General features: G+C 76.4%; 19 protein-coding genes and 1 riboswitch. Of the genes, 9 read left to right on the top strand and 10 right to left on the bottom strand.

What is annotated here, in order from left to right:
- Positions 1–35 precede the first annotated feature (35 nt).
- A complete protein-coding gene (locus GXP71_RS08895) occupies positions 36–1,028 on the top strand; it encodes a sigma-70 family RNA polymerase sigma factor (RefSeq protein ID WP_162352370.1) in 993 nt (330 codons plus the stop codon).
- Between the two features lie 193 nt (positions 1,029–1,221).
- Here GXP71_RS08895 and GXP71_RS08890 read toward each other — a convergent pair whose 3' ends face one another.
- The 3 genes from GXP71_RS08890 to GXP71_RS08880 all read right to left on the bottom strand — a co-directional run bounded on the left by GXP71_RS08890 (position 1,222) and on the right by GXP71_RS08880 (position 4,526).
- Positions 1,222–2,040: a ferredoxin reductase gene (locus GXP71_RS08890; protein WP_238402693.1), complete on the bottom strand. Its 819-nt coding sequence runs from the start codon at positions 2,038–2,040 to the stop codon at positions 1,222–1,224.
- A complete protein-coding gene (locus GXP71_RS08885; protein ID WP_162352369.1) occupies positions 2,028–2,630 on the bottom strand; it encodes a sulfite oxidase-like oxidoreductase in 603 nt (200 codons plus the stop codon). Before GXP71_RS08885 ends, GXP71_RS08890 begins: the two co-directional genes overlap by 13 nt.
- Positions 2,631–2,936: 306 nt before the next feature.
- Positions 2,937–4,526 carry a DEAD/DEAH box helicase gene (locus GXP71_RS08880; RefSeq protein WP_162352368.1) on the bottom strand — a complete coding sequence of 530 codons (1,590 nt, stop codon included), beginning with the start codon at positions 4,524–4,526 and terminating at the stop codon, positions 2,937–2,939.
- A 263-nt stretch (positions 4,527–4,789) separates the two neighbouring features.
- Between GXP71_RS08880 and GXP71_RS08875 the strand changes: the two genes are divergently transcribed.
- Positions 4,790–5,425 (top strand): hypothetical protein, encoded by a 636-nt coding sequence (locus tag GXP71_RS08875; RefSeq protein WP_162352367.1) that lies wholly within the window; start codon positions 4,790–4,792, stop codon positions 5,423–5,425.
- A gap of 90 nt (positions 5,426–5,515) precedes the next feature.
- On the top strand, positions 5,516–6,454 hold the full coding sequence (locus GXP71_RS08870) for a VOC family protein (RefSeq protein ID WP_162352366.1): 939 nt from the start codon (positions 5,516–5,518) through the stop codon (positions 6,452–6,454).
- Positions 6,455–6,525: 71 nt separating this feature from the next.
- Here the strand turns inward: GXP71_RS08870 and GXP71_RS08865 are convergent, their stop codons facing one another.
- From GXP71_RS08865 to GXP71_RS08845, 5 genes are all read right to left on the bottom strand, one after another.
- Positions 6,526–8,085 carry a CYTH and CHAD domain-containing protein gene (locus tag GXP71_RS08865; protein ID WP_162352365.1) on the bottom strand — a complete coding sequence of 520 codons (1,560 nt, stop codon included), beginning with the start codon at positions 8,083–8,085 and terminating at the stop codon, positions 6,526–6,528.
- A 112-nt stretch (positions 8,086–8,197) separates the two neighbouring features.
- Positions 8,198–9,007, bottom strand: a complete 810-nt coding sequence (locus GXP71_RS08860) for an energy-coupling factor transporter transmembrane protein EcfT (RefSeq protein WP_162352364.1) — start codon at positions 9,005–9,007, stop codon at positions 8,198–8,200.
- Positions 9,004–10,677 (bottom strand): ABC transporter ATP-binding protein, encoded by a 1,674-nt coding sequence (locus tag GXP71_RS08855; protein WP_162352363.1) that lies wholly within the window; start codon positions 10,675–10,677, stop codon positions 9,004–9,006. Before GXP71_RS08855 ends, GXP71_RS08860 begins: the two co-directional genes overlap by 4 nt.
- Positions 10,674–11,411: an ECF transporter S component gene (locus GXP71_RS20545; RefSeq protein WP_238402692.1), complete on the bottom strand. Its 738-nt coding sequence runs from the start codon at positions 11,409–11,411 to the stop codon at positions 10,674–10,676. The genes GXP71_RS08855 and GXP71_RS20545 overlap by 4 nt, the downstream gene beginning before the upstream one ends.
- Positions 11,408–12,166 carry a YkoF family thiamine/hydroxymethylpyrimidine-binding protein gene (locus GXP71_RS08845; protein ID WP_162352362.1) on the bottom strand — a complete coding sequence of 253 codons (759 nt, stop codon included), beginning with the start codon at positions 12,164–12,166 and terminating at the stop codon, positions 11,408–11,410. The genes GXP71_RS20545 and GXP71_RS08845 overlap by 4 nt, the downstream gene beginning before the upstream one ends.
- A gap of 135 nt (positions 12,167–12,301) precedes the next feature.
- Positions 12,302–12,421: riboswitch (TPP riboswitch) on the bottom strand.
- Between the two features lie 188 nt (positions 12,422–12,609).
- On the opposite strand from GXP71_RS08845, the gene GXP71_RS08840 reads away from it, so the two are divergent.
- Positions 12,610–14,295 (top strand): hypothetical protein, encoded by a 1,686-nt coding sequence (locus tag GXP71_RS08840; RefSeq protein WP_238402691.1) that lies wholly within the window; start codon positions 12,610–12,612, stop codon positions 14,293–14,295.
- Here the strand turns inward: GXP71_RS08840 and GXP71_RS08835 are convergent.
- On the bottom strand, positions 14,282–14,818 hold the full coding sequence (locus GXP71_RS08835; protein WP_238402690.1) for a hypothetical protein: 537 nt from the start codon (positions 14,816–14,818) through the stop codon (positions 14,282–14,284). The genes GXP71_RS08840 and GXP71_RS08835 overlap by 14 nt on opposite strands.
- Between GXP71_RS08835 and GXP71_RS08830 the strand changes: the two genes are divergently transcribed.
- From GXP71_RS08830 to GXP71_RS08815, 4 genes are all read left to right on the top strand, one after another.
- Entirely contained in the window at positions 14,811–16,490 is a 1,680-nt protein-coding gene (locus tag GXP71_RS08830) for a metallophosphoesterase (RefSeq protein WP_162352360.1), read from the top strand. The two genes, GXP71_RS08835 and GXP71_RS08830, sit on opposite strands and share 8 nt — an antisense overlap.
- A gap of 108 nt (positions 16,491–16,598) precedes the next feature.
- Positions 16,599–18,143, top strand: a complete 1,545-nt coding sequence (locus GXP71_RS08825; RefSeq protein WP_162352359.1) for a D-alanyl-D-alanine carboxypeptidase family protein — start codon at positions 16,599–16,601, stop codon at positions 18,141–18,143.
- Positions 18,144–18,183: 40 nt separating this feature from the next.
- Entirely contained in the window at positions 18,184–18,873 is a 690-nt protein-coding gene (locus tag GXP71_RS08820; RefSeq protein ID WP_162352358.1) for a metal-dependent transcriptional regulator, read from the top strand.
- A gap of 251 nt (positions 18,874–19,124) precedes the next feature.
- Positions 19,125–20,381: an MFS transporter gene (locus GXP71_RS08815; RefSeq protein ID WP_238402689.1), complete on the top strand. Its 1,257-nt coding sequence runs from the start codon at positions 19,125–19,127 to the stop codon at positions 20,379–20,381.
- On the opposite strand, the gene GXP71_RS08810 is transcribed toward GXP71_RS08815, so the two are convergent.
- The gene (locus GXP71_RS08810; RefSeq protein WP_162352356.1) at positions 20,313–22,253 is read right to left on the bottom strand and encodes a helicase HerA-like domain-containing protein; all 1,941 of its coding nucleotides are present in this window, start codon (positions 22,251–22,253) and stop codon (positions 20,313–20,315) included. The two genes, GXP71_RS08815 and GXP71_RS08810, sit on opposite strands and share 69 nt — an antisense overlap.
- 139 nt (positions 22,254–22,392) lie before the next feature.
- Here GXP71_RS08810 and leuS point away from each other — a divergent pair, with 139 nt between their 5' ends.
- The gene (leuS, locus tag GXP71_RS08805; RefSeq protein WP_162352355.1) at positions 22,393–25,311 is read left to right on the top strand and encodes a leucine--tRNA ligase; all 2,919 of its coding nucleotides are present in this window, start codon (positions 22,393–22,395) and stop codon (positions 25,309–25,311) included.
- Positions 25,312–25,317 lie beyond the last annotated feature (6 nt).

The following is a 25,317-nucleotide window of genomic DNA, read 5'->3' as shown; positions in this document are numbered from 1 at the left end:
CGCGGGCTGTCGGTGGTGCTCGCTACCGTCGAGGGGTGACGCTGACGACCACCGAGCACGACTTCGAGACGCTCGTGGAGCCGCTGCGCCGCGAGCTGCTGGCGCACTGCTACCGCATGACCGGGTCGCTGCACGACGCCGAGGACGTCCTGCAGGACGCCTACCTGCGCGCCTGGCGCGCGTTCGACCGGTTCGAGGGCCGCTCGTCGGTGCGGACGTGGATGTACCGCATCACGACGAACACGTGCCTCACGCACCTCGAGGGCCGGTCCCGGCGACCGCTGCCGACCGGTCTCGGCGCGCCGGCGGCCGACCCGGCGTCCGAGCCGCGCGAGGAGCACGCGGTGGCGTGGCTCGAGCCGCTGCCGGACGCGGTCGTCTGGTCCGGGGCCCCGAGCGACCCCGCCGCGGACGTCGTGACGCGCGACAGCGTGCGGCTCGCGTTCGTCGCCGCGCTCCAGCACCTCACCGCGCAGCAGCGCGCCGTGCTCGTGCTGCGCGACGTGCTGCAGTGGAGCGCCGCGGAGGTCGCGGACGCGCTCGACCTCACCGTCGCGGGCGTGAACTCGACGCTGCAACGGGCTCGCGCGCACGTCGCGAAGCTCGACCCCGACGACGCCGGTGCGCTCGACGACGAGCGGCGGCGTCGGCTGCTCGACGCGTACGTGCGGGCGTTCGAGTCGTACGACATCGGCGGGATCGTGGCACTCATGGCCGAGGACGTCGTGTGGGAGATGCCGCCCTACCCCGGGTGGTACCGCGGGCGCGACGACGTCGCGGCGCTCATCGGCACGTGGTGCCCGGCCAAGGGGCCCGGCGCGCTGCGGCTCGTGCCCGCCGCGGTCAACGGGCAGCCCGCGTTCGGCGTGTACCTGCTCGACCCCGACGGCGTGCACCGCGCGTTCCAGCTCGCCGTGCTGGACGTCGGCGCGGCGGGCGTGCAGCGCGTCGTCGTCTGGTTCGGCGTCGACCACCTCACCGCCTGCGGCCTGCCCGCCGAGCTCCCGCCGGTCGTCGCGACGACGTAGGGACCGGTCGTCGGCGGCACGGCCGTCCCGGCGCGCCACCGAGTCCGACGCGCGCACGCTGGACCGCTCACGCGCCTGACGTCACGACGCTGCCGTCACGCGCCTGACGTCACGACGCTGCCGTCACGACCCTGCCGTCACGCCCCTGCCGTTACGCCTTTGCCGTTACGACCCTGCCGTCACGACCCTGCCGTCACGACCCTGTCGGGCCGAACCGCTCGGTGCGGATGCGCTCGGCGTCGTGGCCGAGGTCGACGAGCAGGTCCGCGACCGTCTCGACGAACGGCGTCGGCCCGCACACGTACACGTGCGGGCGCTCGTCGGGCGGGACGCACACCTGGGCGAGGAGCTCGGCGTCGACGCGCCCGACGCGTCCGGCCCAGCCGGCCGGTCCGCGGCGCGTCCACACGCGCGTGACCTCGACGTCGTCGAAGGTCGCGAGCTCGTCGGCGTAGATCGCGTCGAGCGGGGTCCGGACCGAGACCACGAGCCGGAAGGGCGCGTGCGAGCCGGCCCGGCGGCGGGTGCGCAGCATCGACATGAGCGGCACGAGCCCCGAGCCGCCCGCGACGAGCTGCACGGGGTGCGGGTCGGTCGCGTGCCACACGAACCAGTTGCCGATGGGCCCGCGCAGCTCGATCTGGTCGCCCACCTCGAGGTCCTGCGTGAGGTAGGGCGACACCTCGCCGTCCTCGACGACCTGCACGGTCAGCGCGATGCGCTCGGCCGACCCGTCGACGGCGGCACCCGCGGGCAGCCCCAGGGTGCCGGGGGAGGCGAGCGAGTACGAGCGCTGCGTCGAGTAGCCGTCCTCGGCGGTCAGCCGCACGTCGACGTGCTGACCGGCCATCGCGCCGCGCCACCCGGGCACGTCGAGCTCGAGGGTCGTCGCGGTCGGGGTCTCGCGGTGCGTGGCGACGAGGGTCGCGACGCGCCAGGGCAGGCGGTACGGGGCGTCGTCGGGGGAGACCGGTGCGGCCTCGTCGTCCGGCTCGGCGTTCAGTCGCCCCAATACCGCTGCTCCTTCCACGGGTCCCCGTACTGGTGGTAGCCGAGCTTCTCCCAGAAGCCCCACTGGTCGTCGGTGAGCAGGTCGACGCGGCGGACCCACTTCGCGGACTTCCAGAAGTACAGGTGCGGGATCAGCAGCCGAGCGGGGCCGCCGTGCTCGGGCGGCAGCGGGGCACCGTCGTACTGGTAGGCGATCCACGCGCGTCCGCCGCGCAGGTCGGCGAGCGGCACGTTCGTCGTGTAGCCGCCGTCGCAGTGCGCGAGCGCGTACTGCTCGTCGTCCGCGACCTCGACCGCGTCGAGGAGGCGGTCGAGGGACACCCCGCGCCAGGACGTGTCGAGCTTGGTCCACTTGGTGACGCAGTGGATGTCGACCACGACGTCGTCGGCCGGGAGCGCCGTGAGCTCCGCCCACGACCACGTCGCGCGCGGCCCGGTGGCGCCGCCGATGGAGAACGTCCACGTCGACAGGTCCGTCCGCGGGGTCGGGCCGGCCGACAGCACCGGGAAGCCGCGCTCGAGGTACTGGCCCGGTGGCAGGCGCGGGTCGGCCTCGCGTCGTCCGCGGAACCCGCGGGAGACGATCGCCATCAGCGGTCGTGCGCGGCCGTGGCCGCGCAGGTCAGGACGTGCACGGGTGCGGGTGCCATCGTCACTCCGGTCGGCTCGGGGGCGTTCGTGGCCATCATGGGCCGCGTCGCGTGCCGTCCGCCAGAGCCGGACGCCAGGTGACGGCCCTCGGGGCGTGTCGCCCGCGGGCCACACGCGTCGCGGCCTCGCGGCCCCGGGGTGGCCGCAGCGGCGGCCGGAGGGTCGCGCGTCGAGAGGCGGACGACCCGCGCGGCGGACGTCGCGGTGCGTCGCGCCGACCGAGGTCCGCGCGACGCACCGGCCGGCTCAGCCGCCCGACGGAGCGCCCGCGGGACGACCCGCACGGCCACGGCCACCGCGGCGGCCGCGGCGTCCCGCGCCCGCCGCGCCGGCAGAGGCGTCGGTCGGGGCGGTCGACGGCGTCGGGCCGCCGGAGCTGTAGCGCAGCGTGCTGGAGGTACCGCTCGCGGCGGAGCGCGTGCCGCCTGCGCGGCCGGCACCGGTGGCGCGTCCGGCGCCCCCGGCACGACCGGCGCCCTCGGCACGACCGCCGCCCGCGGCGCGCGGACCGCCGCCGCTGCGTGCGCCGTTCGACGAGCTCGAGGCCGAGCCGCCACGGGCCGACGACCCGGCGCCCCGCCCGGCGCCGCCGCGCCCACCGGACCCGCGCGAGCCGCCGCCCTGGGACGCGCGCGAGGAGGTGGCCGGAGCGGCGGGGGCGGGGGCGACCGGTGCCGCGACCTCGCCGACGAGCGCGGCGAGGTGCGCGTCGCCGAGGGCGACGGGTCGCGGCTGCGCGGTGATCTTGGCGGCCCGCGTCAGGGCACGGACGTCGGCGCGCTGCTCGGGCAGCACGAGGGTCACGACGTCGCCGCCGGCGCCGGCGCGCGCGGTGCGGCCGGAGCGGTGCAGGTACGCCTTGTGCTCGGCGGGCGGGTCGACGTGCACGACGAGGCCGACGTCGTCGACGTGGATGCCTCGCGCCGCGATGTCGGTCGCCACGAGGACGCGGACGGCACCGGACGAGAACGCCTCGAGATTGCGCTCGCGCGCGCCCTGACCGAGGTTGCCGTGCAGGTCGACGGATGGGATGCCGTCGGCCGTGAGCTGCTTCGCGAGCTTCTTGGCCTGGTGCTTGGTGCGCATGAAGAGCACGCGGCGGCCCGTGCCGGACGCGAGCGCGCGCACGACGGCCTTCTTGCTGTCGGCGTCGGCGACCTCGAGCAGGTGGTGCGTCATCGCGGCGACGGGGGACTGCGCGGTGTCGACGGCGTGCTCGACCGGCTTGGTGAGGTAGCGCTTGACGAGCACGTCGACCCCGTTGTCCAGCGTCGCGGAGAACAGCAGGCGCTGGCCGGTGCGGGGCGTGCGGTCGAGCAGCCGCTTGACGACGGGCAGGAAGCCGAGGTCGGCCATGTGGTCGGCCTCGTCGAGGACGGTGACCGCGACGTCGTCGAGCGACACGAGCCCCTGCCGGAGCAGGTCCTCGAGGCGGCCGGGGCACGCGACGAGGATGTCGGCGCCGCGCTGGAGCGCGGTGACCTGGCGGGACTGGGCGACGCCGCCGAACACGACGGTGGTGCTCAGGCCCGCGGCGGCGGCGAGCGGGGCGATCGTCGCGTCGATCTGGCTCGCGAGCTCGCGGGTCGGCGCGAGGACGAGCGCGCGGGGTCGCGACGGCGCGGTGCGGCGCCCGGCGGCGGCGGTGCGGGCCACGACGGGGATGGCGAACGCGAGCGTCTTGCCGGAGCCGGTGCGGCCGCGGCCGAGGACGTCGGTGCCGGCGAGCGAGTCGCGCAGGGTGGCGGTCTGGATGGGGAACGGGCTGGTGATGCCGTCGTCCGCGAGGGCGCGGACGAGCACGGCAGGCACGCCGAGATCGGCGAAGGTGGTCACAGGTGGGGGCCTCTCGGGGAGGGTCGTCGGAGCCGCCGCAGGTTAGACCGGGGGTCTCCACGACGCGGGGCGCGCGGGTGTCGCGCTGCCCGGGGATGCCACCAGGGTCTCACACACCGGGCCGGACGTGCCTGTGACGTCCACCGCGGCGCGCGCCGGGTGCCGCGGTCGGGGCGTCGCGCCCGCCTCCCGTGCCGCGGCGTTCCCGCTGGCTACGCTCGGGGGATGCACACCACGGGGTCCCGCACGGGGCGGTCGGGCCGATGAGCGACACGGGCTACGGCGACTTCGAGTTCGAGCGCCGGTTCTTCGTCGACCGGCTGCCGACGGAGCTTCTCGAGGAGACACCGACCCTGATCGTGCAGAGCTACCTGCTCGCGGAGGACGGGTTCGCGGTGCGCGTGCGCGCGCAGGCGTCGGGGATCGAGGGCATCGACCCGCACGCCGACGAGCTCGCGGTGCTGGAGGCGCACGTCGACGCGGTCGACTTCTGCGCGATCACGGTGAAGGGCCCCATGGTCGAGGGCACCCGCTACGAGGCCGAGCGCGAGCTGGACCCGCTGGTCGCGGTGGAGATCGTCCGTCGGGCACCGGCGCGCGTCGCGAAGCTGCGCCACTCGGCGTGGCTCGGCACGGACGGCTGGGTGATCGACGTGTTCGCGGGCGGGAACGCGCCGCTCGTCGTGGCGGAGGTGGAGCGCGGCGGGCCGGTCACGGACCTCGTCGTGCCGGACTTCTGCACGACCGAGGTGACGGTCGACGGGCGCTTCGCGAACGACGGCCTGGCGCGGCGGCCGTTCGGGGAGTGGTCCAGGGAGTGGCGCTCGGAGCTGCTCGCGACCGGGCCGCGGTTCCTGACGGGCCTGGGCCACAACCACCTGCCGGGCGAGCCGGACTGACGTCTGCCGGGGCGAGCACGGGTGCGTTCCGGGAACAAAGTTGAAACATCAACTATTGTACGGAGGAGAGAGCCCACCCAGGAGGTCCGCATGTCCACCGCTCCCGTCCCCGGCCAGGGTGCCGCCGTCCGCAGCGTCGCCCGCGCCCCGCACGACTCCATCGCCGCCGGCACCGGCATGGACGCCGTGACGCTGCTCGTCGGCGACCTCGACCGCCAGCTCCGGTTCTACCGCGACGCGATCGGCCTCGACGTGCTGCCCGACCCCGGCGAGCGGTTCGGCGACACGCGACCCGACGTCGTGACCCTGGGCCGCGGCACCACGCCGCTCGTGGTCCTGCGGCACACCCCCGACCTCCCGCCCGCGCAGCGCGGCGCGGCCGGCCTCTTCCACACCGCGCTCCTGTTCGACGACCGTGCGGGCCTCGCCGCGACGCTCGCGTCCGTCGCGCAGCGCGCCCCCGAGACCTACGTCGGCTCCGCCGACCACCTCGTCTCGCTCGCCTTCTACCTCACCGACCCCGAGGGCAACGGCGTCGAGCTCTACTGGGACCGCAGCCGCGACCAGTGGCAGCACGACGCCGACGGGCGGGTCGTGATGGACTCCCTGCGGCTCGACCCGAACGGCTTCGTCCGCGACCACCTCGCGCAGGACCTCGACCGGCGGCCCGAGGGCGACGCGGTCGTCGGGCACGTGCACCTGCAGGTCGGCGACGTGGCGTCCGCCCGCGCGTTCTACGTCGACGCGCTCGGCTTCGACGTCACCGCCGAGTGGCACGGCGCGCTCTTCGTGTCCGCCGGCGGGTACCACCACCACCTGGCGATGAACACGTGGAACAGCGCCGGTGCCGGTCCGCGGGCGTCCGCGCTCGGTCTCGGCGAGGTGCGGATCGTCGTGCCCACCGCCGACGACCTCGGCGCGCTCGCGGACCGCGTCGCGTTCGCCGGGACGCGTCCCGGCGACGACGGCGCGACGCTGCTGTTCCAGGACCCGTGGCGCAACGTCGTGCGGGTGAGCGCCGCGGCCTGACGTCCCGCTCTGGTCCGCGCGGGCGGCTGCCCCGACGAGCGGTCGCCCGCGCGGCCGTCCGCGGAGCGCGCTCAGGTCGTCCAGGTCCGGTGCTTCGGCGCCAGCGCCCGACGGATCGCCCGCAGGGCGTCGCGCTCGGCGGACTCCGCCGCCGCCTGCTCCAGGGCGTGCAGCCGCCCGAAGGTGAACGCGTTGTCGCCGTCGAGGTGCGCCTGCACGCCGAGCCGGCGCAGCGTCTCGCGCCGCACCACGGTGTCCTGCTGGCGGCCCAGCACGTCCTGGACGTCGTGCGCGCGTGACGCGCTGCGCCGTGCCGGTCGCCCGACCACCAGGGCCGCGGTCGTGGCCGCGTACCGCGCCCGGCGGGCGGCCTTGCGGACCTCGTGCCGTGCCGCGTCGCGTGCGTCGCCCGCCGCCCGCTCGGCCTCCTCCGCGCGCCGCTCGAGCGCGCGCCACGTGCGTGCCACGCCCCGGGGGAGCACGTCCTCGGCGTCGTCGTCGGCGCGCGGTCCCCGCGGCAGCGCCGTCGCCCACGCGTCGAGCGTGGCGAGCAGGCGCAGGTGCTCCGGCGAGTCGAGCAGCGCGACGGCGCGCGCGAGGGCCGCGTCGCGGGCCGCGGACCGGTCGTCGACGACACGGCGCTCGACGGGCCCGAGCACGAGCTCGACGGGCTCGTCGACGAGGCGCCCGACGAGCGCGGTCTGCTCCACGTGCGGGTCCCGTGCCGCGCCGAGCACCCGCCCCACCTCCTGGAGCTCGTCGCGCACGGGCTCGGTCAGGGCCCGGTCGACGACGGGCCGGAAGACGCCGAGCGTCGCGCGCAGCCGGCGCACCGCGACGCGTGCGTCGTGCACGGCCTCGTCGTCGCCGAGCCGCACCCCCGTCTCGGCGGCGAGCAGCCGCTCGACGTCGCGCGCCACCCACGCCCGGACGACCTCGGCCGCCGTCGTGTCCCCGGGCTCCCGCGACGCAGGCACCGGGACCGCGCCGCCGAGCGACCGCTGGAGCTTCGACGCCGCACGGGGAGCACCGCCGGCCTCGGCCAGTGCCGCCGCGGCCGCGGCGAGCAGCGCGTCGTCTCCCGCGACGAGCTCGACCTCCCACTCGCGCCAGCGTGTGAGCCCGCCGGCGTCGGCCGCGGCTCTCGTGCCGCTGTCGCCCGGCGCGTCCGGGCCGGGCGTGCGTGGTGCGCGGGCCTCGACGACGTCGTCCGCGACCTCTGCCAGCACCGTGCCGTCCTCGCCGAGGAGCAGCGTGGCCGTGCGCGTCGTCACGAGCTCGACCACGGGCACCGGGTCGGCGTCGCGCAGCCGGGACCGGACCAGGGCGACCAGCTCGTCGGGCGGGTTGGCGGGCGCGCCGTCCGCGCGGTGCTCCGTGCGCCGACGCCCGTCCGACCCGTCGCCGGCGAGCGGCACCTTGAGGTGCCAGCCGTCGTCGTGGCCGCCGGTGCGGCGTCGCAACGACACCCCGGCACGGGCGAGGTCGAGGCGGGGGGAGTCCCAGTAGGTCGCCACGAGGCGCTGCGGCTCCCGACGGTCGACGCGCGCGACGCCCGGCAGCGGGGCCAGGGAGGGCATCGGGGTGTCGGGAGCGACCTCGAACGCGGTCTCGACCTCGTCGTGCGCCATGTGCCGAGCCTCGCACCCGCCTCTCGGCCCCGCCCGACGAGCCGAGCGCGTCGACGGACCGCGTCGGCCGCGCGCGGCCCACCGCGTCGACGGACCGCGCCGACCGACCGCGTCAGCCCACCGTCGACCACGTCTGCAGCACCCCGGTCCGCCACGACGCGAGGAGGACCACGCCCACCGCACCCAGGACCACCACGGCGAGCACGAGGTCGCGGCGGTCGAGCGGCACCGGCCGCGCCACCGTCCGCGGGCCGGCGCCGAGCCCGCGCTGCTCGAGGGAGATCGCGAGCCGTTCGCCCTGCCGGAGCGACACGACGAGCACGGTGAACGCGGCCCGGGCCAGCGAGGCGGGGTCGGACGGCAGGCGCGCGCCGGGGCGACGCTCGGGCTCGCGCACGGCCTGCGCGCGGCGCACCGTCTCCCACCGTCCCGGCAGCTCCTCCAGCACCCGGTAGCCCGCGAGCACCGCGAACGTCGCCCGCGGCCCCAGGCGTGCGTGCTGGTGCAGGCTCGTCATGAGGCGCCCCGCGTCGGTCGTGAGCGTGAAGGCCACCGACAGCAGCCCCACGAGCAGCGTGCGCAGCGCGAGCGCGCCGCCGACGGCCAGACCCGTCGTCGTCACGTCGAGGGCCCCGACGTGCGCGAGCACGGCGCCCGGCCGCGTGACCGCGTTGACCGCGAGCAGCGACAGCGCGAACGGTGTGAAGAGCGCGAGCGCGCGCAGCACCGTCCGCGCGCCGAGGCGACCCGCGAGCGTCGTCGCGGGGAGCGCGAGGAGGAGCAGGACCGCCGGGGTCCACGGGTCGACCGGCACGAGCAGCACGAGCGCGACGGCGGACGACACCGCGAGCTTCACGGTCGGGTTCCGCCGGTGCAGCACCGAGTCGTGCGGGAGCGCGCGGCCGAGCACGGCCGGGCTCACGGCACACCGGCCGGGTGCCCGGACGGTGTGCCCCCGACGCCCGCCGCGAGCACCGACCGGCGCCCGTGCGGGCGCCGAGGCTCCTCCCCACCGGACGCCGCCGCCGCGGCCGACCGCAGCGCGCCGAGCACGGTCCGGACCCGTCGGCCCGTGGCGAGGGCAGCGGCGACGACGGGCGGCAGGACGAGCCCGGCCGTGCCGAGCAGGCGGGCGTCGGCGAGCACGTCGTCCGTCGTGCCGCGACCGGCGACGTGACCCGCACGCAGGACGACGACGTCGTCGGCGAGCTCGGCGACGAGGCGCAGGTCGTGCGTCACGACGACGACGCCGCGCCCCTCGTCGGCGAGCCCGCGCAGCGCGTCGCCGCAGGCCAGCGTCGTGCGCCGGTCCTGCCCGAACGTCGGCTCGTCGGCGAGCAGCACGTCGTGCCCGCACACGGCCGCGGCGGCGAGCGACAGGCGTCGCTGCTGGCCTCCGGACAGCCGGAAGGGGTCGTGGTCGGCCAGTCCGTCGAGCGCGTACCGGCCGAGCGCGGCCGCCACCAGCGCGTCGACGTCGGCGCGCCGTGCGCGACGGGGTCCCCATGCGACCTCGTCGCGCACGGTGCGCGCGAGCAGCTGGTGCTCGGGCCGCTGGAAGACCGACCCGACGGTCCCGCCGTGCACGCCGCCCGCCGCCGGCAGCAGCCCGGCGAGAGCGAGCAGCAGCGTGCTCTTGCCCGACCCGTTGGGGCCGACGACCGCGGTGACCCGCCCCGCCCGCACGTCGAGGTCGACGCCGTGCAGGACGTCGCGCCCGTCACGACGCACGCGCACGCCGCGCGCCCGCAGCACGACGTGCGCCGCCGGTGCCCCCGGGGGCGCGACTCCGCCCGTCCGTCGCGGGTCGCGGCCGGTGAGGTCGTCGAGCGACCCGACCCCCGCCGCGCGCAGCTCGGCACGCAGGGGCAGCGCGAGCCCGAGGTCGGCGAGGCGGGACGCCTGCGCGACGAGGACCCCGGCGGTCGGACCGTCCGCCGCGACGCGCCCGGCCGCGTCGAGGACGACGGTCCGCCCCGGCAGGACGCCCAGCTCGTCGAGGCGGTGCTCGACGAGCACGCTCGCGCGGTGCGACGTCCGGGTCGCCGCGACCGCGGCCGCGACACCGCGGGCGGCCGCCGGGTCGAGCAGCGCGGTCGGCTCGTCGAGGAGCAGCACGTCCGGCCCGGTGGCGAGCGTCGCGGCGAGCCCCACGCGCTGCCCCTCGCCGCCCGACAGCTCCGCGGTGCGCCGGTCGACGAGGTGCGCGGCACCGACCGCACGGAGCGCGGCCTCGACCCGTGGCGGGATCTCCGCGGCCGGCACCGCGCGGTTCTCCAGCCCGAACGCGACCTCGTCGCGGACGGTCGGCAGCACGAGCTGGTCGGCCGGGTCCTGCGTGAGGTAGCCGGTCGAGGGCGGCACGTGGTCCGCGGGCAGCTGCACGCCCGCGACCCGGACCGCGCCCGCCACGTCGGCGTCGACCACACGGGGCACGACACCGGCGAGCACGCGCAGCAGCGTGCTCTTGCCCCCGCCCGAGCCGCCGAGCAGCAGCACGTGCTCGCCCGCGCGGACCTCGAGGTCGACGCCGTCGAGCACCGCGCGCGGCGCGTCGGGGTAGCGGACGGTGAGCCCGCGTGCCCGGATCACCGGGCGCCGGTCCGTTCGTCCACCGGGACCTCCGCGTCGTCCGGTCCTGCCGGGTCGTCCGGTCCGGCCGGCTCGACGGGCGCGTCCGGTCCGGTCCGCTCGACGGGCCCGTCCGGTCCGGCCGGTGCCACCGGCGTCGCCGTCGCCGTCCGGCCACGCCGCGCGCGGCCGAGCGCCGTGTTGTCGAGCACCCCGGTCCGCGCGAGCGCGTCGCCGATCACGCGCGCGAGCAGCCCGCACAGCACGAGCCCGCTCACGACCTGCAGCCCGAGCCGCCACGCGAACCAGTCCTGCCCGAGCCACCCGAACCGCACGACCCCGAGCGCGGTGCTCGCGAGCCCCGCGAGGACCCCGGACAGCGCGAAGACGCCCCACCCGTAGCGGCGGTACCGGGTGAGCGCGAACGCCGCCTCGGCACCCGCGCCCTGCACGAGACCGACGACGAGCAGCGTCGGTCCGACGGGCGACGCGAGGAACGCCACCTCGACGAACGCGGCGACCAGCTCGACGACGATCCCGACCCCGGGCTTGCGCACGACGTAGACCGCGAGCGGGGCCGCGACCATCCACCCGCCGATGAGCACGTGCTGGGCGAGGTCGCCGAAGGGCCCCATCGCGAGCTGGAGCGCGCCCCACGCCTGCACCAGCGCCCAGTAGAGGAACCCGAAGACGACGGCGAGGACGGCCAGCAGGACGAGCTCGGCGAGCGTGACGCGCGCGCGTGCGGCGCTCATCGGTCCACCCCGGCCACGTCGGCGTCCGTCACGGCGGTCGCCGCGCGGGCGGTCGCGCCGGCCGACGAGGCGGCGGTCGCCACGTCGCTCGTCGCGCCGGCCGCCGCCCCGCCCGCGGCACCGTCCGCCCACGACGGCGAGTGCAGCGTGATCGTGACGTGCGCGACGACGTGCCGCACGTGCCGGGCGGCGGCGAGCCACGCGTCCGCGACGGCGCCGAGGACGTCGGCGAGGTCGCCGTCGAGCCGCGTGACGAAGTGCGACGCGGACACCGTGGCACGGGCGCGCGCGACGGCGATCGCCTGCTCGATCGCCCGCATGTGGTCGCCGGGGTGCCCGGGCCTGCCGTCGTCGAGCGGGTAGAGCGCCCAGTGCGCGGCGGCCCGCAGACCCGTGGGCGGCAGGTCGGGCGGTGCGACGGCCGACAGCACGACGTCGTCGGGCAGCGCGCACGCGACCTCGCCCGGGCAGCCCCGCGACAGCTGGACGTGCGCGGCGACGTGCGTGCCGTCGCGGCCCGCCGCGGTGAGCACGTCGTGGACGTAGCGGACGACGTCGTGCTCGGTGCCGCGCACGAGTGTCGACACGTCGTCGGTGGTCACGGTGACGCGGTCGCGGTCGGCGTGCGCGAGCGCGTCGAGGATCACGCGCACGGCGTCGCCGGACGCGGGGTGCAGGGAGAAGCGGGCGCCGACGCCGAGCTCGGCGGCGGTCGCGACCGCGCGTCGGTCGGGGGCGGTGACGGGGGTGCTCATGGTGGTCCTCCGGTGCGGTGGCGGACCCCCGGCGAGCAGCACGGGGCCGCGCGACGGCGCACGACCGACGACCGTCCGGGTGGCGCGACGAGGCGTCGCGTCGAGCCCGACGGACGCCGGTCGCCGACGCGGCCGTCGGCGACGAGTGCCCTGCTCCCTACGCTGGTGCGAACCAGGTCAGGTTCCACGGGTCTGCGGGTGGGACGTGGTGTCCGGCCGCACTCTCAGCGCTCCTGCGCTCCCCGGGGGCTTCTGTCGCCGCCGACCGTAGCGCTCGTGCGCGGCCGCCCGGAAGCCCGGTCCGCCCGCTGGTCGTCGCGCGGTCGGCCGGTGCGCGGACGGCCGCGCCGGTCCGCCCGGCGACCGCCGTCCGCGGACTCTCCCGAGGGGCGGACGCTCGAGCCGCCCCCGTACAGTGGGGCGCCGACCGTCGAGGGAGGACCGTGCCGATCCGTCAGCCGCGCCAGCCGATCCGCCGGCAGACCCGCCGGCCCGTCCACCACCGGACCGCCGCGCTCGTCGCCGCCGCCGCGTGCCTCGGGCTCGGCGCCTGCACGGCCGACGACGGCCGGCCGGACCCCACGACGAGCGCGAGCGCGACCCCGTCGCCGTCGGCGTCCCCGCTCGCCGCGGAGGCGGTCCAGCCGACGCTCCCCGCGACCGTGCTGCCCGCGGCGTCGGCGGAGACGGCCGCGCTCGAGGTGGTCCGGACGCTCGTCGCGCGCGCACCCGTCGTCGTCCTCGCGGACGCCGCCGACCCGGCCGCGCAGGACGCCGCGATCCGGGAGGGCGCGCGGCTCGGGGCGCCCGTGCTGCTCGGTGGTCCGGGCGTGCCGCCCGACGTCCTCGCGGCCGAGCTCGAGCGTCTCGGCACGCGCTGGGCCGTGGCGGTCGGGGCGACCGCACCGGTCCCTGACGGCGTGACGGTCGTCCGGGCGGACGGCGCGTCACCCGCGCCCGCGACCTCGCCCTCCGCCGACGCGACGCCGACCGCCGCGAGCCCGTCGGCGTCGCGCGGCACGCGCGCGAGCGCGTCGCCGAGCGGGACGGGCACGGGGGCGTTGCCGCGGACCGCGCCGCCGGCACCCGTCGAGTCGACGGTCCTGCTCACGGGCGTGACCGGCGCACTGCCGGTCGCGGTCGCGAACGCCGCGGTCATGGGCGTCGAGGCCCTCGACGTCCCCGGGGGCGACCCGCGCGCGCTCGCGGGCACGGTCCAGGCGTTGGCGCAGCGCCGGCCGGCGCACGTCGTCGCGCTCGGGGACGGGTTCGGGGCACCCGACCGCCTCGCGGCACGCGTCGCGACGGCCTCGACCGGCGTGGAGCTGCCGGGCGGCGGCCAGCTGGTCTTCCCGGCGGTGCCGGGGCAGCCCGGCAAGCGGTACGTCGCGCTGTACGGGACGCCCGGGACGGCGGCGCTCGGGGTGCTCGGCGAGCAGGACGTGCCCGCGACGGTCGCGCGTGCGCAGGGTCAGGCCGACGCGTACCGCCCGCTGACGGGGGACGCGGTGGTGCCGGCGGTCGAGGTCATCGCGACGATCGCGTCGGCCGGGCCGGGACCGGACGGCAACTACTCGCAGGAGCGGTCCGTCGAGGAGCTGCGCCCGCTGGTCGAGGCCGCGGGAGCCGCCGGCCAGCTCGTGATCCTCGACCTGCAGCCGGGGCGGACCGACTTCGTCACGCAGGCGCAGCTCTACACCGAGCTCCTCGCGCTGCCGTACGTCGGGCTCGCGCTCGACCCGGAGTGGCGGCTCGCGCCCGACCAGGTGCACCTGCGCCAGATCGGGTCGGTCGGGGTCGCGGAGGTCAACGCGGTCAGCGCGTGGCTCGCGGGCCTGACGCGCGAGCGCGTGCTCCCGCAGAAGATGTTCGTCCTGCACCAGTTCAGCCTGCGGATGATCAGCGGCCGGGAGGGCCTGGACACCTCGCACGACGAGCTCGCGACGGTCATCCACGTCGACGGCCAGGGCTCGCAGCCCGCCAAGGCGGGCACGTGGGCGACCCTGCGCAACGGTGCCCCCGCGGTGCACTGGGGGTGGAAGAACTTCGTCGACGAGGACAAGCCGATGCTCGACCCCGCACAGACCTACGCCGTGCAGCCCGTGCCGGACCTCGTCACGTACCAGTGACGTCGGGTGCCGGGTCGGCGACCGGCGCGGTCGCGGCCAGGTGCCCGTCGAGGCCGCGCTCGCCGAGCCGCATGACGCGCGCGTGCGACGCCGTGAAGACACGGCCCAGCAGGGGAGCGGTCGCGTTCATCCACGCCCGCGTCGTGCGCACGTCCCACACGACGCCGATCCGCGTGCGGTCGGGTGCGAGCGCCTCGAGCACGACGTCGCCGTGCCCCTCGAGGTCGCCCGACGCGCGCACGAGCACGCGACGCTGCGGCTGCGCGGACTCGACGACCAGACCGACCCGCAGCGCGTAGCCGAGCGGCGTCCGGAACAGCAGCGTCGCGGAGCTCCCGACGAGCCCGTCGACGGGCCGCACGTCGCGCGTGCGCAGGTGGGGCCACCACACGGGCCAGGTGAGGGCGGGGTCGGCGAGCACGTCCCAGCACCGCGCGAGCGGGGCGCCCACGCGCCAGTCGGACGTCAGGACGTAGCCGCGACGACGCACCCGGCCGAGTCTAGGCTCGGGTGCGATGAGCACCGCACCCGACGAGACGCCGGACGGCACGGGTGCGCGCAGCTCGTGGTGGCGCGGCCTGCGCCGCCCCTCCCCGCGCACGTGGCGGCGGCTCGCGGTCGTCGTCGCGGGTGCGTTCGTCGCGCTCGTGGTGGGGGTCACCACCGCGTCGGTCGAGCTGAGCCTCGGCCCGCACGAGGCGCGCTACGACGTGACGACCGACGACACGGTGACGATCGACCTCGGACCCGTGGGCACGCTGCAGATCGACTCGCCGCTGCCTCTCACTCTTGGCGTGCGCGTCACGGTGCAGGAGATCCCGGCCGCGGTCACCGAGCTCGACCAGGCGACGACGCTCCAGGCGCTCAACGGCGACCTGCGCAGCTACCTCGCGTTCTTCTCGGCCCCGCAGGCGGCCCTCGAGGACGTCGCACGCGCGCTCGTCGCGGACGCGCTGGGTCGGGCGGCCCTGACGTTCGCGCTGCTCACGGCCGTGTGGTGGCTCGGGCGCTGGATGCTCGGACCTGCGCGTCGGGGTGAGCTGGTCGCCGCGCTGCGCCCGCACCGGCGCGCGATCGCGGGCGGTGCGGTCGCCGTCGTGGTGGCGGGGACGGTCCTCACGGCGAGCGTCGGCGAGCGCGACCAGCCCGACGCGTCGCGGCCGGCGTCGGCGGTGTTCGACGACACCCCGCTCGAGGGCGCGCGTGTGACGGGCCGCCTGGGCGGCGTCATCGACACGTACGGCGGCTACGTCGTCGACGCCTACCGCGAGAACCAGGCGTTCTACGCGCGGGCCGGCACGGCCCTGGACGCGGCGTGGGACGCGACGCAGCCGGTGATCGACGCCCAGGAGGCGCGCGACCCGCTCACCGTGAGCCCGACGACCTCCGCGGCCGCGGGCGACGACGAGGCCGAGCCGGTCGTGCTCGTCGTCGTCTCCGACCTGCACTGCAACGTCGGCATGGCGCCGCTCATCGCGACCGTCGTGGAGCGGTCCGGCGCGGACGTCCTGCTCGACGCGGGCGACACCACGATGAACGGGACCGGGGTCGAGCAGTACTGCGTGACGACGTTCGCGCGCGCCGTCCCGGACGGCGTCGAGCTCGTCACGTCGCCGGGCAACCACGACTCCGCGGAGACGTCGGCGGTGTACGCGCGCAGCGGCGCGCGCGTGCTCGACGGGTCGGTCGTCGAGGTCGACGGCGTGCGCATCCTCGGCGACCACGACCCCGCGCAGACGCGGGTCGGCTCGGGCACGTCGGCGACCGACGAGTCGCCGCAGGACATGGCGGAACGGCTCGCGCAGACCGCGTGCGACGACGAGGACGGCGTGGACCTGCTGCTCATCCACACGCCGCGCGTCGGCACGCCGGCGTTGACCGACGGGTGCGTCCCGGCGCAGGTCTCGGGGCACCTGCACAAGCGTGTCGGCCCGGCCGTGGTGGGGGAGGGCGTGCAGTACGTGAGCTCGAGCACCGCGGGCGCGACGCTCGGTCAGCCGACCGTCGGACCGCTCAACGGGACGGCCGAGATGACGGTGCTGCGCTGGGACCCGGACCGGCGCCGGATCGTCGACTACCGGCTCGTGCAGGTCCGCCCCGACGCGTCGGCGTCCGTCAGCCCGTGGCTGCAGTGGCCCGTGCCGGCGCCGACGCCCTCGCCCCGCGGAGGGACGAATCACCCTTCACCGATGTGACCGACGTCACTTAGGGTGGGGGCACGCGAGTGGGGCCATGGTCGTGGCACACCGCCTCCCCTCGCACCAGCCGAACGTGCGCTGAGGGGGGAAGGCGTGGGAGGACAGGTGGACCGTGCGCCGGCGCGGACCCGGGGCCGTCGGGCGGCAGCCGTGGTCGCGGTCGTGCTCGCGGTCGTCACGTCGGTGCTGGTCGGCGCGGTGCCCGCGGGTGCCGCGTCCGGTCAGGACCGGCTGCTCGCGGGCGAGGCCCTCGAACCGGGCCAGGGGCTCGTGTCGGCCGACGGGACGCAGACGCTCGTCGTGCAGCCCGACGGCGACCTGGGCCTCTACGACGCCGAGGGCGTGCCCCGCTGGACGGCCGGGACCGCGACCCCGGGTGCGCACCTCACCGTGACACCCGAGGGCGACGTGGTGCTGGTCGCGCCCGACGGCTCGACGGTGTGGAGCACGGGCACGGCGGGGTCCGCCGGGGCCGCGTTCGTCGTGCGGGACGACGGCGACGTCGTCGTCGAGGCGCCCGACGGCTCGGTCACGTGGGAGTCCGGCACGGCCGTGCTGCCGTCGATCCTGCCGCCCGGTGGCGAGCTCCACCCGGGTGACGCGCTGACGTCGCCCGACGGCCGGCACACGCTCCAGGTGCTCGACGACGGCGACGTCGTGCTGCTCGGACCGGACGCGTCGACCCGGTGGTCCGCCGGCACGCACGAGCCGGGGTCGTCGCTCGTCCTGCGCGAGGACGGCAACCTCGTCGTCACCGACACCGACGGTCGGCGCGCGTGGCGGACCCGGACCGCCGGGCACCCGGGCGCGACCCTCGTCGTCCAGGACGACGGCGACGTCGTGCTGTGGGACCCGGACGGCACGCCGCTGTGGTCGTCGCAGACCGCGATCGGGCCGTCGCAGCTCGCCGCGGGCGCACCCCTGGCCACCGGGCAGGAGCTCGGGTCGTCGGACGGGCGCCTGCGGCTGCGGCTCGACGAGGCGACGCTCGCGCTCAGCTACGACGGCCGCCCGGTGTGGTCCGCGCCCGCCGCGACCGGCCCGGGGGCGCGGCTCGTCGTCCAGGACGACGGGAACCTCGTGCTGTCCGCCGCGGACGGCACCCCGCTGTGGTCGACGGGCACGAGCGGCGGCCCGGGGTCGTCGGTGCGGCTCGAGGACGGCGCGGTGCTGCTGCTCGCGGCGACGGGTCAGGAGCTGTGGCGCGTCGACGTGCCGGCCGAGCTGCTCGTCCGGCGCGCCGAGCTCGCGACCGACTGCACCGCCGTCGACGCACCCGTCCCGCAGTCGGACACGGTGGTGACGTCCACCGGTGTCCGCGTGCACCCGTGCCTCGCCGCCGCGGTCGACGAGCTCATGCTCGCCGCGCGTGCCGAGGGGATCGACCTGCACGCGTGGGGCTGGCGCAGCGGTGAGCAGCAGATCGCGCTGCGTGCGCAGAACTGCACCCCGTCCGGCGCGTGCTACCCGCCGACCGCGCCGCCCGGGACGTCGCGGCACGAGCGCGGGCTCGCGCTCGACTTCACGGTGGGCGGGGGCGTCGTCCAGCACGGCACCGCGGCGTACCGGTGGCTCGTCGACCACGCGCCCGCGTACGGGCTGGAGAACCTGCCGAGCGAGGCGTGGCACTGGAGCGTCGACGGGTGGTGACGGCACGGGCGCGCCCGGCGCGCGCCCTACGCTGGTCGCCGTGAGCAGCCAGCCGACGCCCCCGTTGACCGCGGTGACGCAGGACTACCTCAAGGTGGTGTGGTCGGCGCAGGAGTGGTCGGCGCAGCCCGTCACGACCAAGATGCTCGCGGCGCGCCTCGGCGTCGGCGCCTCGACCGTCTCGGAGACCGTCCGCCGGCTCGCCGACGCGGGCTACCTGACGCACCAGCCGTACGGCGCCGTCGAGCTCACCGCCGAAGGCCGCCGGCACGCGCTCGCGATGGTGCGCCGCCACCGCCTGGTCGAGACGTTCCTGGTCGAGGTGCTCGGCTACGGCTGGGACGAGGTGCACGACGAGGCCGAGGTGCTCGAGCACGCGGTGTCGGACCTGTTCGTCGAGCGGATCGACGCGCAGCTGGGCCACCCCCGGCGCGACCCGCACGGCGACCCGATCCCGGGCCCCGACGGCTCGCTCGAGACGCTCGAGGCGCGCGTGCTGTGGGAGGCGGAGCCCGGCCGGTGGGCCGTCGCGCGCATCTCCGACGCGGACCCCGAGCTGCTGCGCTACGTCGAGTCGGTCGGGCTCGTGCTCGACGCGCCGGTCGAGGTCGTCGAGCGGCGCACGGTCGCCGGGGTCGTGTCGGTGCGCGCGGGCGAGGGGCCCGACGCGGGCGGTGTCGACCTGGGCGAGGTCGCGGCGCGCGCGATCTGGCTGGTGCCGCAGGGCTGACGAGCGCGTCCACCCCGCTCGCGGTGGTCGCGGTCGCGCCAGGTCGCGCGAGGCGCGGTCACGCGCGACGCACCCGACGCACCCGACGCACCCGACGCACCGACGCACCCGACGCACCCGACGTGCGCGCCGCACCCGACGTGCGCGGCAGCCGCGCGGAGCGCGCAGTGACGTAGGCTCGTGCCACATCCCGGAGCTGACGACGGCGTGACTCCGCCCCTGTGTCGAATCGATTCGTTCGGAGGACCGTCGTGGTTCTGACGCCCGCGCGCACCCGTCTGGCGCTGCTCGCGCTCGCGCTCGGGGGCTTCGGCATCGGCACGACCGAGTTCGCGACCATGGGTCTGCTGCCCGAGATCGCCGCCGACCTGGACGTCTCGATCCCCACCGCGGGCCACGCGATCACCGCGTACGCGCTCGGCGTCGTGGTCGGCGCGCCCGTCCTCGCGGCCCTCGGCGCGCGCGCGGACCGTCGCCGCCTCCTGCTCGTCCTGATGGTCGCGTTCACCGTCGGCAACGTGCTGTCGGCCTTCGCGCCGACGGCCGAGACGCTCGTCCTCGCCCGGTTCGTCGCCGGTCTCCCGCACGGCGCGTTCTTCGGCGTCGGCGCCGTGATGGGCACCGCGGTCGTCGGCACGGAGCGCCGCGGGCGTGCGGTCGCCGCGATGATGACCGGGCTCACCGTCGCGTGCGCTGTCGGCGTGCCGCTCAGCGCCGTCGTCGGCACGGCGGTCGGCTGGCGCTGGGCGTTCGTCGGCGTCGGCGTCATCGGGCTGGCCACCCTGGCCGCGCTCCGGGCCTGGACTCCCACGCTGCCGCCGCTGCCGGGCGCGACGGTCCGCACGGAGCTCGCCGCGCTGCGCAACCGGCGGCTCTGGATCGCGTTCGGCGCGGGCGCGATCGGCTTCGGCGGGATGTTCGCCGTCTACTCCTACGTCAAGCCGCTGCTCACCGAGGTCACCGGCCTCGACGTCGCCGTCGTGCCGCTCGTGCTCGCGCTCTACGGCGTCGGCATGACCGCCGGGACGCTCGTCGGCGGCCGGCTCGCCGACCGGTCCGTGCTCGGGACGGTCGTCGGCGGCATGGTCGCGACCATCGTCGTGCTCGTCGCGATCGCGCTCGTCGGCCCGTACCCCGTCCCCGCGGTCGCCGCGATCGTCCTGCTCGGCGTCACGTCGCAGGTGCTCGGGCTGTCCCTGCAGACGCGGCTCATGGACGTGTCGCCCGCGGCGCCGTCGCTCGGCGCCGCCCTCTGCCACTCCGCGCTCAACCTCGGCAACGCGGCGGGTGCGTTCTTCGGCGGCCTCGTCATCGCGTCCGGCCTCGGCTACCTCGCGCCCGCGTGGGTCGGCGCCGGGCTCACCGCGCTCGGGCTCCTGGTCGTCCTGACCGTCGGGCGGTCCGCGCCGCCGGTCGCGGTCGGTGCAGGCCCGAGCGGCTCAGCGACGGCGACGACGGGTCCCGAAGAGCGTGCGCGTGATCTCACGTCCGAGCTGAGTGCCCGCTGACCTCAGGAACGAGTCCAGCGGGTCCGACGACGACCGCGACGGCCGGCGGGCCGCCGGGCGGTCCCGGGCGGCCTCCCGCTCGCGTCGCGCCGCGTCCTTCTCCGCGGCAGCCCGCTCCTTCTCCGCCTCGGCCTGCTCACGAGCCGCGACCCGGTCCGCCTCGGCGCGCTCCAGCCGGGCCGTGAGCAGCTCGGCGGCCGACTCCCGGTCCACGGTGACGCCGTAGCGCGACGCGGCGGGCGACGCCGCGACGAGCTGCGCGACGGTGCCCTCGGGCGCGGCGTCCATCGACGCGCGCGGCGCGAGCAGCCGCGTCCAGGCCACCGGGGTCGGCGCACCGCGCTCGCCGAGCACCGTGACGACGGCCTCGCCCGTCGCGAGGTCCTGGAGGACCCGCTCGAGGTCGTACGTCGACGTCGGGTAGGTGCGCGCCGCCGCGCGCAGCGCCTTCGCGTCGTCCGGGGTGAACGCCCGCAGCGCGTGCTGCACGCGGCTGCCGAGCTGCCCCAGGACGTCAGGCGGCACGTCTTTGGGGCTCTGCGTCACGAAGACGATGCCCACGCCCTTCGACCGGATCAGCCGGACCGTCCGCACGACCTGCGCGAGGAAGTCGTCGGAGGCGTCGGCGAAGAGCAGGTGCGCCTCGTCGAAGAAGAACACCAGACGCGGCTTCTCGGGGTCGCCGACCTCGGGCAGCACCTCGAACAGCTCGGCCAGCAGCCACATGAGGAACGTCGAGAACAGCGCCGGCCGGTCCTGCACCCCGGGCAGCTCGAGCGCCGACACCACGCCGCGCCCGTCCGCGGCCGTCCGCAGCAGGTCCTCCACCTCGAACGCCGGCTCGCCGAAGAACGCGTCGGCGCCCTGCCCCTGCAGCGCCACGATCTCGCGGAGGATCACGCCCGCCGTCGCCTTCGACAGCCCGCCGATCCCCGCGAGCTCCGCCTTCCCGTCGTCGGACGTCAGCCACTGCAGCGCCGCCCGCAGGTCCGCCAGGTCGAGCAGCGCGAGGCCCTGCTGGTCCGCCCAGTGGAAGACGAGCCCCAGGCTGGACTCCTGCGTCGCGTTGAGGCCGAGCACCTTGGCCAGCAGCAGCGGCCCGAAGTCGGTGACCGTCGTGCGGACCGGGACGCCCTGACCCGCGCCGCCGAGGGCGTAGAGCTCGACGGGGAACGACGCGGGCGACCAGTCCTGCCCCAGCGCGCGCGTCCGCTCCGTCAGCCGGTCCGACGCCGCACCCGCGACCGCGAGCCCCGTCAGGTCGCCCTTCACGTCCGCGACGAACGTCGGCACGCCCGCCGACGACAGCTGCTCCGCCATGAGCTGGAGCGTGCGCGTCTTGCCCGTGCCCGTCGCGCCCGCGACCAGCGCGTGCCGGTTGAGCAGCCCGAGCGGGACGCCGACCCGCGCCGACGGCACCGGGGTGCCGTCCTCGACGAGCACGCCGAGGTCGAGCGTCGGGCCCGCGAACGTGTAGCCCTCGCGCACGGTGCGCACGCGTTCCGGCTCGGTCGTCCCCTCCCCGCCGGCGTCGACCGCGCCCGAGTCCTGGCCGGTCCCGTCCGACGGCGGTGGCACGGACGCGAGCGCGTCCGCGGCGGCGGCAGCGGCGGGCGTCGCAGCGTCGGCCGGGGGAGTGACGGCTGGGGGAGCGTCGGTCGCAGGAGCGACGCTCGCGGCAGCGTCGGGTGGCACGGCAGTCGTCGGCGCTCCGCCCGATCCGGCCGCTGCGCGCAACGCCGCGACCTCGGCCGCCAGCGCCTCCGCCTGCGCACGTGCCGCGGCGGCCTCGAGCCGGACCGCCTCCGCGGCGGCTCTCGCCGCCTCCGCCTCCGCTGCGGCGAGCCGCACGGCGTCCGAGGTGTCGCCCATGGCGCGATCGTAGGAGCGGCCCGGTCGCGCCGCAGGTCCACGGGAGCGTCCACCGGGCGCGCGCACGGTGCGCGACGTGCCGCGGTGTCGGGGTGACCGGTGTGTGCGGGCGTCACGGGCGCGTCGGTAAACTCCTCGGGTGACGTCGCAGGACACCTCCGCCCCCGCCCCGACCAGCCCGTCGGGCGAGGTCCCGTTCCGCTACACCGCCGCCCTCGCGCAGGAGATCGAGCTCCGCTGGCAGGACGAGTGGCAGCGCCGCGGGACGTTCTTCGCCGCCAACCCGGTGGGCGAGCTCACCGACGGCGACGGGCGGCACGCGCAGGCGGGCAGCAAGCCCTTCTTCGTCATGGACATGTTCCCGTACCCCTCGGGCGCGGGCCTGCACGTCGGGCACCCGCTCGGGTACATCGCGACGGACGTCGTCGCGCGCTTCCGCCGCATGCAGGGCGACAACGTGCTGCACGCGCTGGGCTTCGACGCGTTCGGCCTGCCCGCCGAGCAGTACGCGGTGCAGACGGGTCAGCACCCGCGCACGACGACCGAGGCGAACATCGAGATCATGCAGCGCCAGCTGCGGCGGCTGGGCCTCGCGCACGACGCGCGCCGCTCGTTCGCCACGATCGACCCGGACTACGTGCGCTGGACGCAGTGGATCTTCCTGCAGATCTTCGAGTCCTGGTACGACGAGGACGCGGTGCGTCCCGACGGCGGTCGCGGCGCGGCCCGTCCGGTCGCGGACCTGGTCGCGGCCTACGAGGCCGGGCGCGCGCTGCCCGCGGGCGTCGACGGCGTCGCCGACGGCGCGACGTGGGCCGACCTCGACGAGGTGGCGCGTCGCCGCGTCGTCGACTCCCAGCGGCTCGCCTACGTCTCGGAGACGCCGGTCAACTGGTGCCCGGGGCTGGGCACGGTGCTGGCCAACGAGGAGGTCACGGCCGACGGGCGTTCCGAGCGCGGCAACTTCCCGGTGTTCCAGCGGAACCTGCGCCAGTGGAACATGCGGATCACCGCGTACGCCGACCGCCTCGCGGACGACCTCGAGCACATCGACTGGCCCGACAAGGTCCGCTCGATGCAGCGCAACTGGATCGGCCGCTCGCAGGGCGCGCAGGTGCGGTTCGCCGTGCAGGGCGGCAGCGAGGTCGAGGTCTTCACGACGCGCCCTGACACGCTGTTCGGCGCGACGTTCGTCGTCGTCGCGCCCGAGCACCCGCTGCTCGACGAGGTCCCGTCGGCGTGGCCCGACGGCACGCACGCGGCGTGGACCGGCGGTCACCGCACGCCGGTCGACGCGGTCGCCGCGTACCGCGCCGAGTCCGCCGCCAAGACGGCCGTCGAGCGTCAGGCCGACGCCGGCCGCAAGACGGGCGTGTTCACCGGCCACCTCGCCGCGAACCCGGTCAACGGCGAGCTGCTGCCGATCTTCACCGCCGACTACGTCCTGATGGGCTACGGGACGGGCGCGATCATGGCCGTCCCGGGCGGCGACGAGCGCGACTTCGCGTTCGCGCAGGCCTTCGAGCTGCCGGTCGTCTACACCGTCGACGCCCCGGAGGGCACGCCGGACGGCGCGCGCACCGGGGACGGCTCGATCATCAACTCGTCGAACGACGAGATCTCGCTCGACGGCCTGTCGGTCCCCGAGGCGAAGGCCGCGATCATCGCCTGGCTCGAGCAGCACGGGATCGGCGAGGGCACCGTCACCTACCGTCTGCGCGACTGGCTGTTCAGCCGTCAGCGCTACTGGGGCGAGCCGTTCCCGATCGTCTACGACGAGCACGACCTGCCCGTCGCGCTGCCGGCCGACGCGCTGCCCGTCACGCTGCCCGAGGTGCCCGACTACGCACCGCGCACCTTCGCGCCCGACGACGCGCAGTCGTCGCCCGAGGCGCCGCTGGGCCGCAACGACGAGTGGGTGACGCTCACGCTCGACCTGGGCGACGGCCCGAAGCAGTACCGCCGCGACACCAACACCATGCCCAACTGGGCCGGGTCGTGCTGGTACTACCTGCGCTACCTCGACCCGACGAACGACGAGCGGCTCGTCGACCCCGAGCTCGAGCGGTACTGGATGGGCCCCGGCCACGGTGCGCAGCCGGCGGACTCGGTCGGCGGCGTCGACCTGTACGTCGGCGGCGTCGAGCACGCCGTCCTCCACCTGCTGTACGCCCGGTTCTGGCACAAGGTGCTGTTCGACCTCGGCCACGTGTCGAGCGCCGAACCGTTCCACAAGCTCTTCAACCAGGGCTACATCCAGGCGGCGGCCTTCACCGACGAGCGTGGCGTCTACGTGCCCGCGGACGAGGTCGTCGAGGACGGCGACGCCTTCACGTGGCAGGGGCAGCCCGTCACCCGGGAGTACGGGAAGATGGGCAAGTCCCTCAAGAACGCCGTCACGCCCGACGAGATGTACGCCGAGTACGGCGCCGACACGCTGCGCGTGTACGAGATGTCGATGGGTCCGCTCGACCTGTCGCGTCCCTGGGAGACGCGTGCGGTCGTCGGGTCGCAGCGCTACCTGCAGCGGCTGTGGCGCAACGTCGTCGACGAGACGACCGGCGCGCTCGTCGTGACGGACGACGCACCGTCGACCGAGACCCTGCGCGTCCTGCACCGCACGATCGCCGACGTCACCGCGGACATGGAGGCCATGCGCCTCAACACCGCGATCGCCAAGCTCATCGTGCTGAACAACCACCTGACGACGCTCGACGCCGCCCCGCGGGCAGCCGTCGAGGCGCTCGTGCTCATGACCGCGCCCGTCGCGCCGCACGTCGCCGAGGAGCTCTGGCAGCGGCTCGGTCACGACCGGTCGCTCGCGCACGAGCCTTTCCCGGTCGCCGACCCGGCCTACCTCGTCGAGGAGACCGTCACCTGCGTCCTGCAGGTGCAGGGCAAGGTGCGCGGCCGCGTGGAGGTCAGCCCCGACGTCGCCGACGACGAGCTCACCGCGCTCGCCCTGGCCGACGCGGGGGTGCAGCGCGCGCTCGCCGGCCGGGACGTCCGCACCGTGATCGTGCGCGCGCCGCGCCTCGTCAACGTGGTGCCGGCCTGACCGCGA

Source organism: Cellulomonas sp. H30R-01 (genome assembly GCF_010119915.1).
Classification (GTDB): domain Bacteria; phylum Actinomycetota; class Actinomycetes; order Actinomycetales; family Cellulomonadaceae; genus Cellulomonas; species Cellulomonas algicola.
The sequence above is the reverse complement of the archived record's forward strand: the minus strand, read 5'-3'. Positions and strand labels throughout refer to the sequence as shown.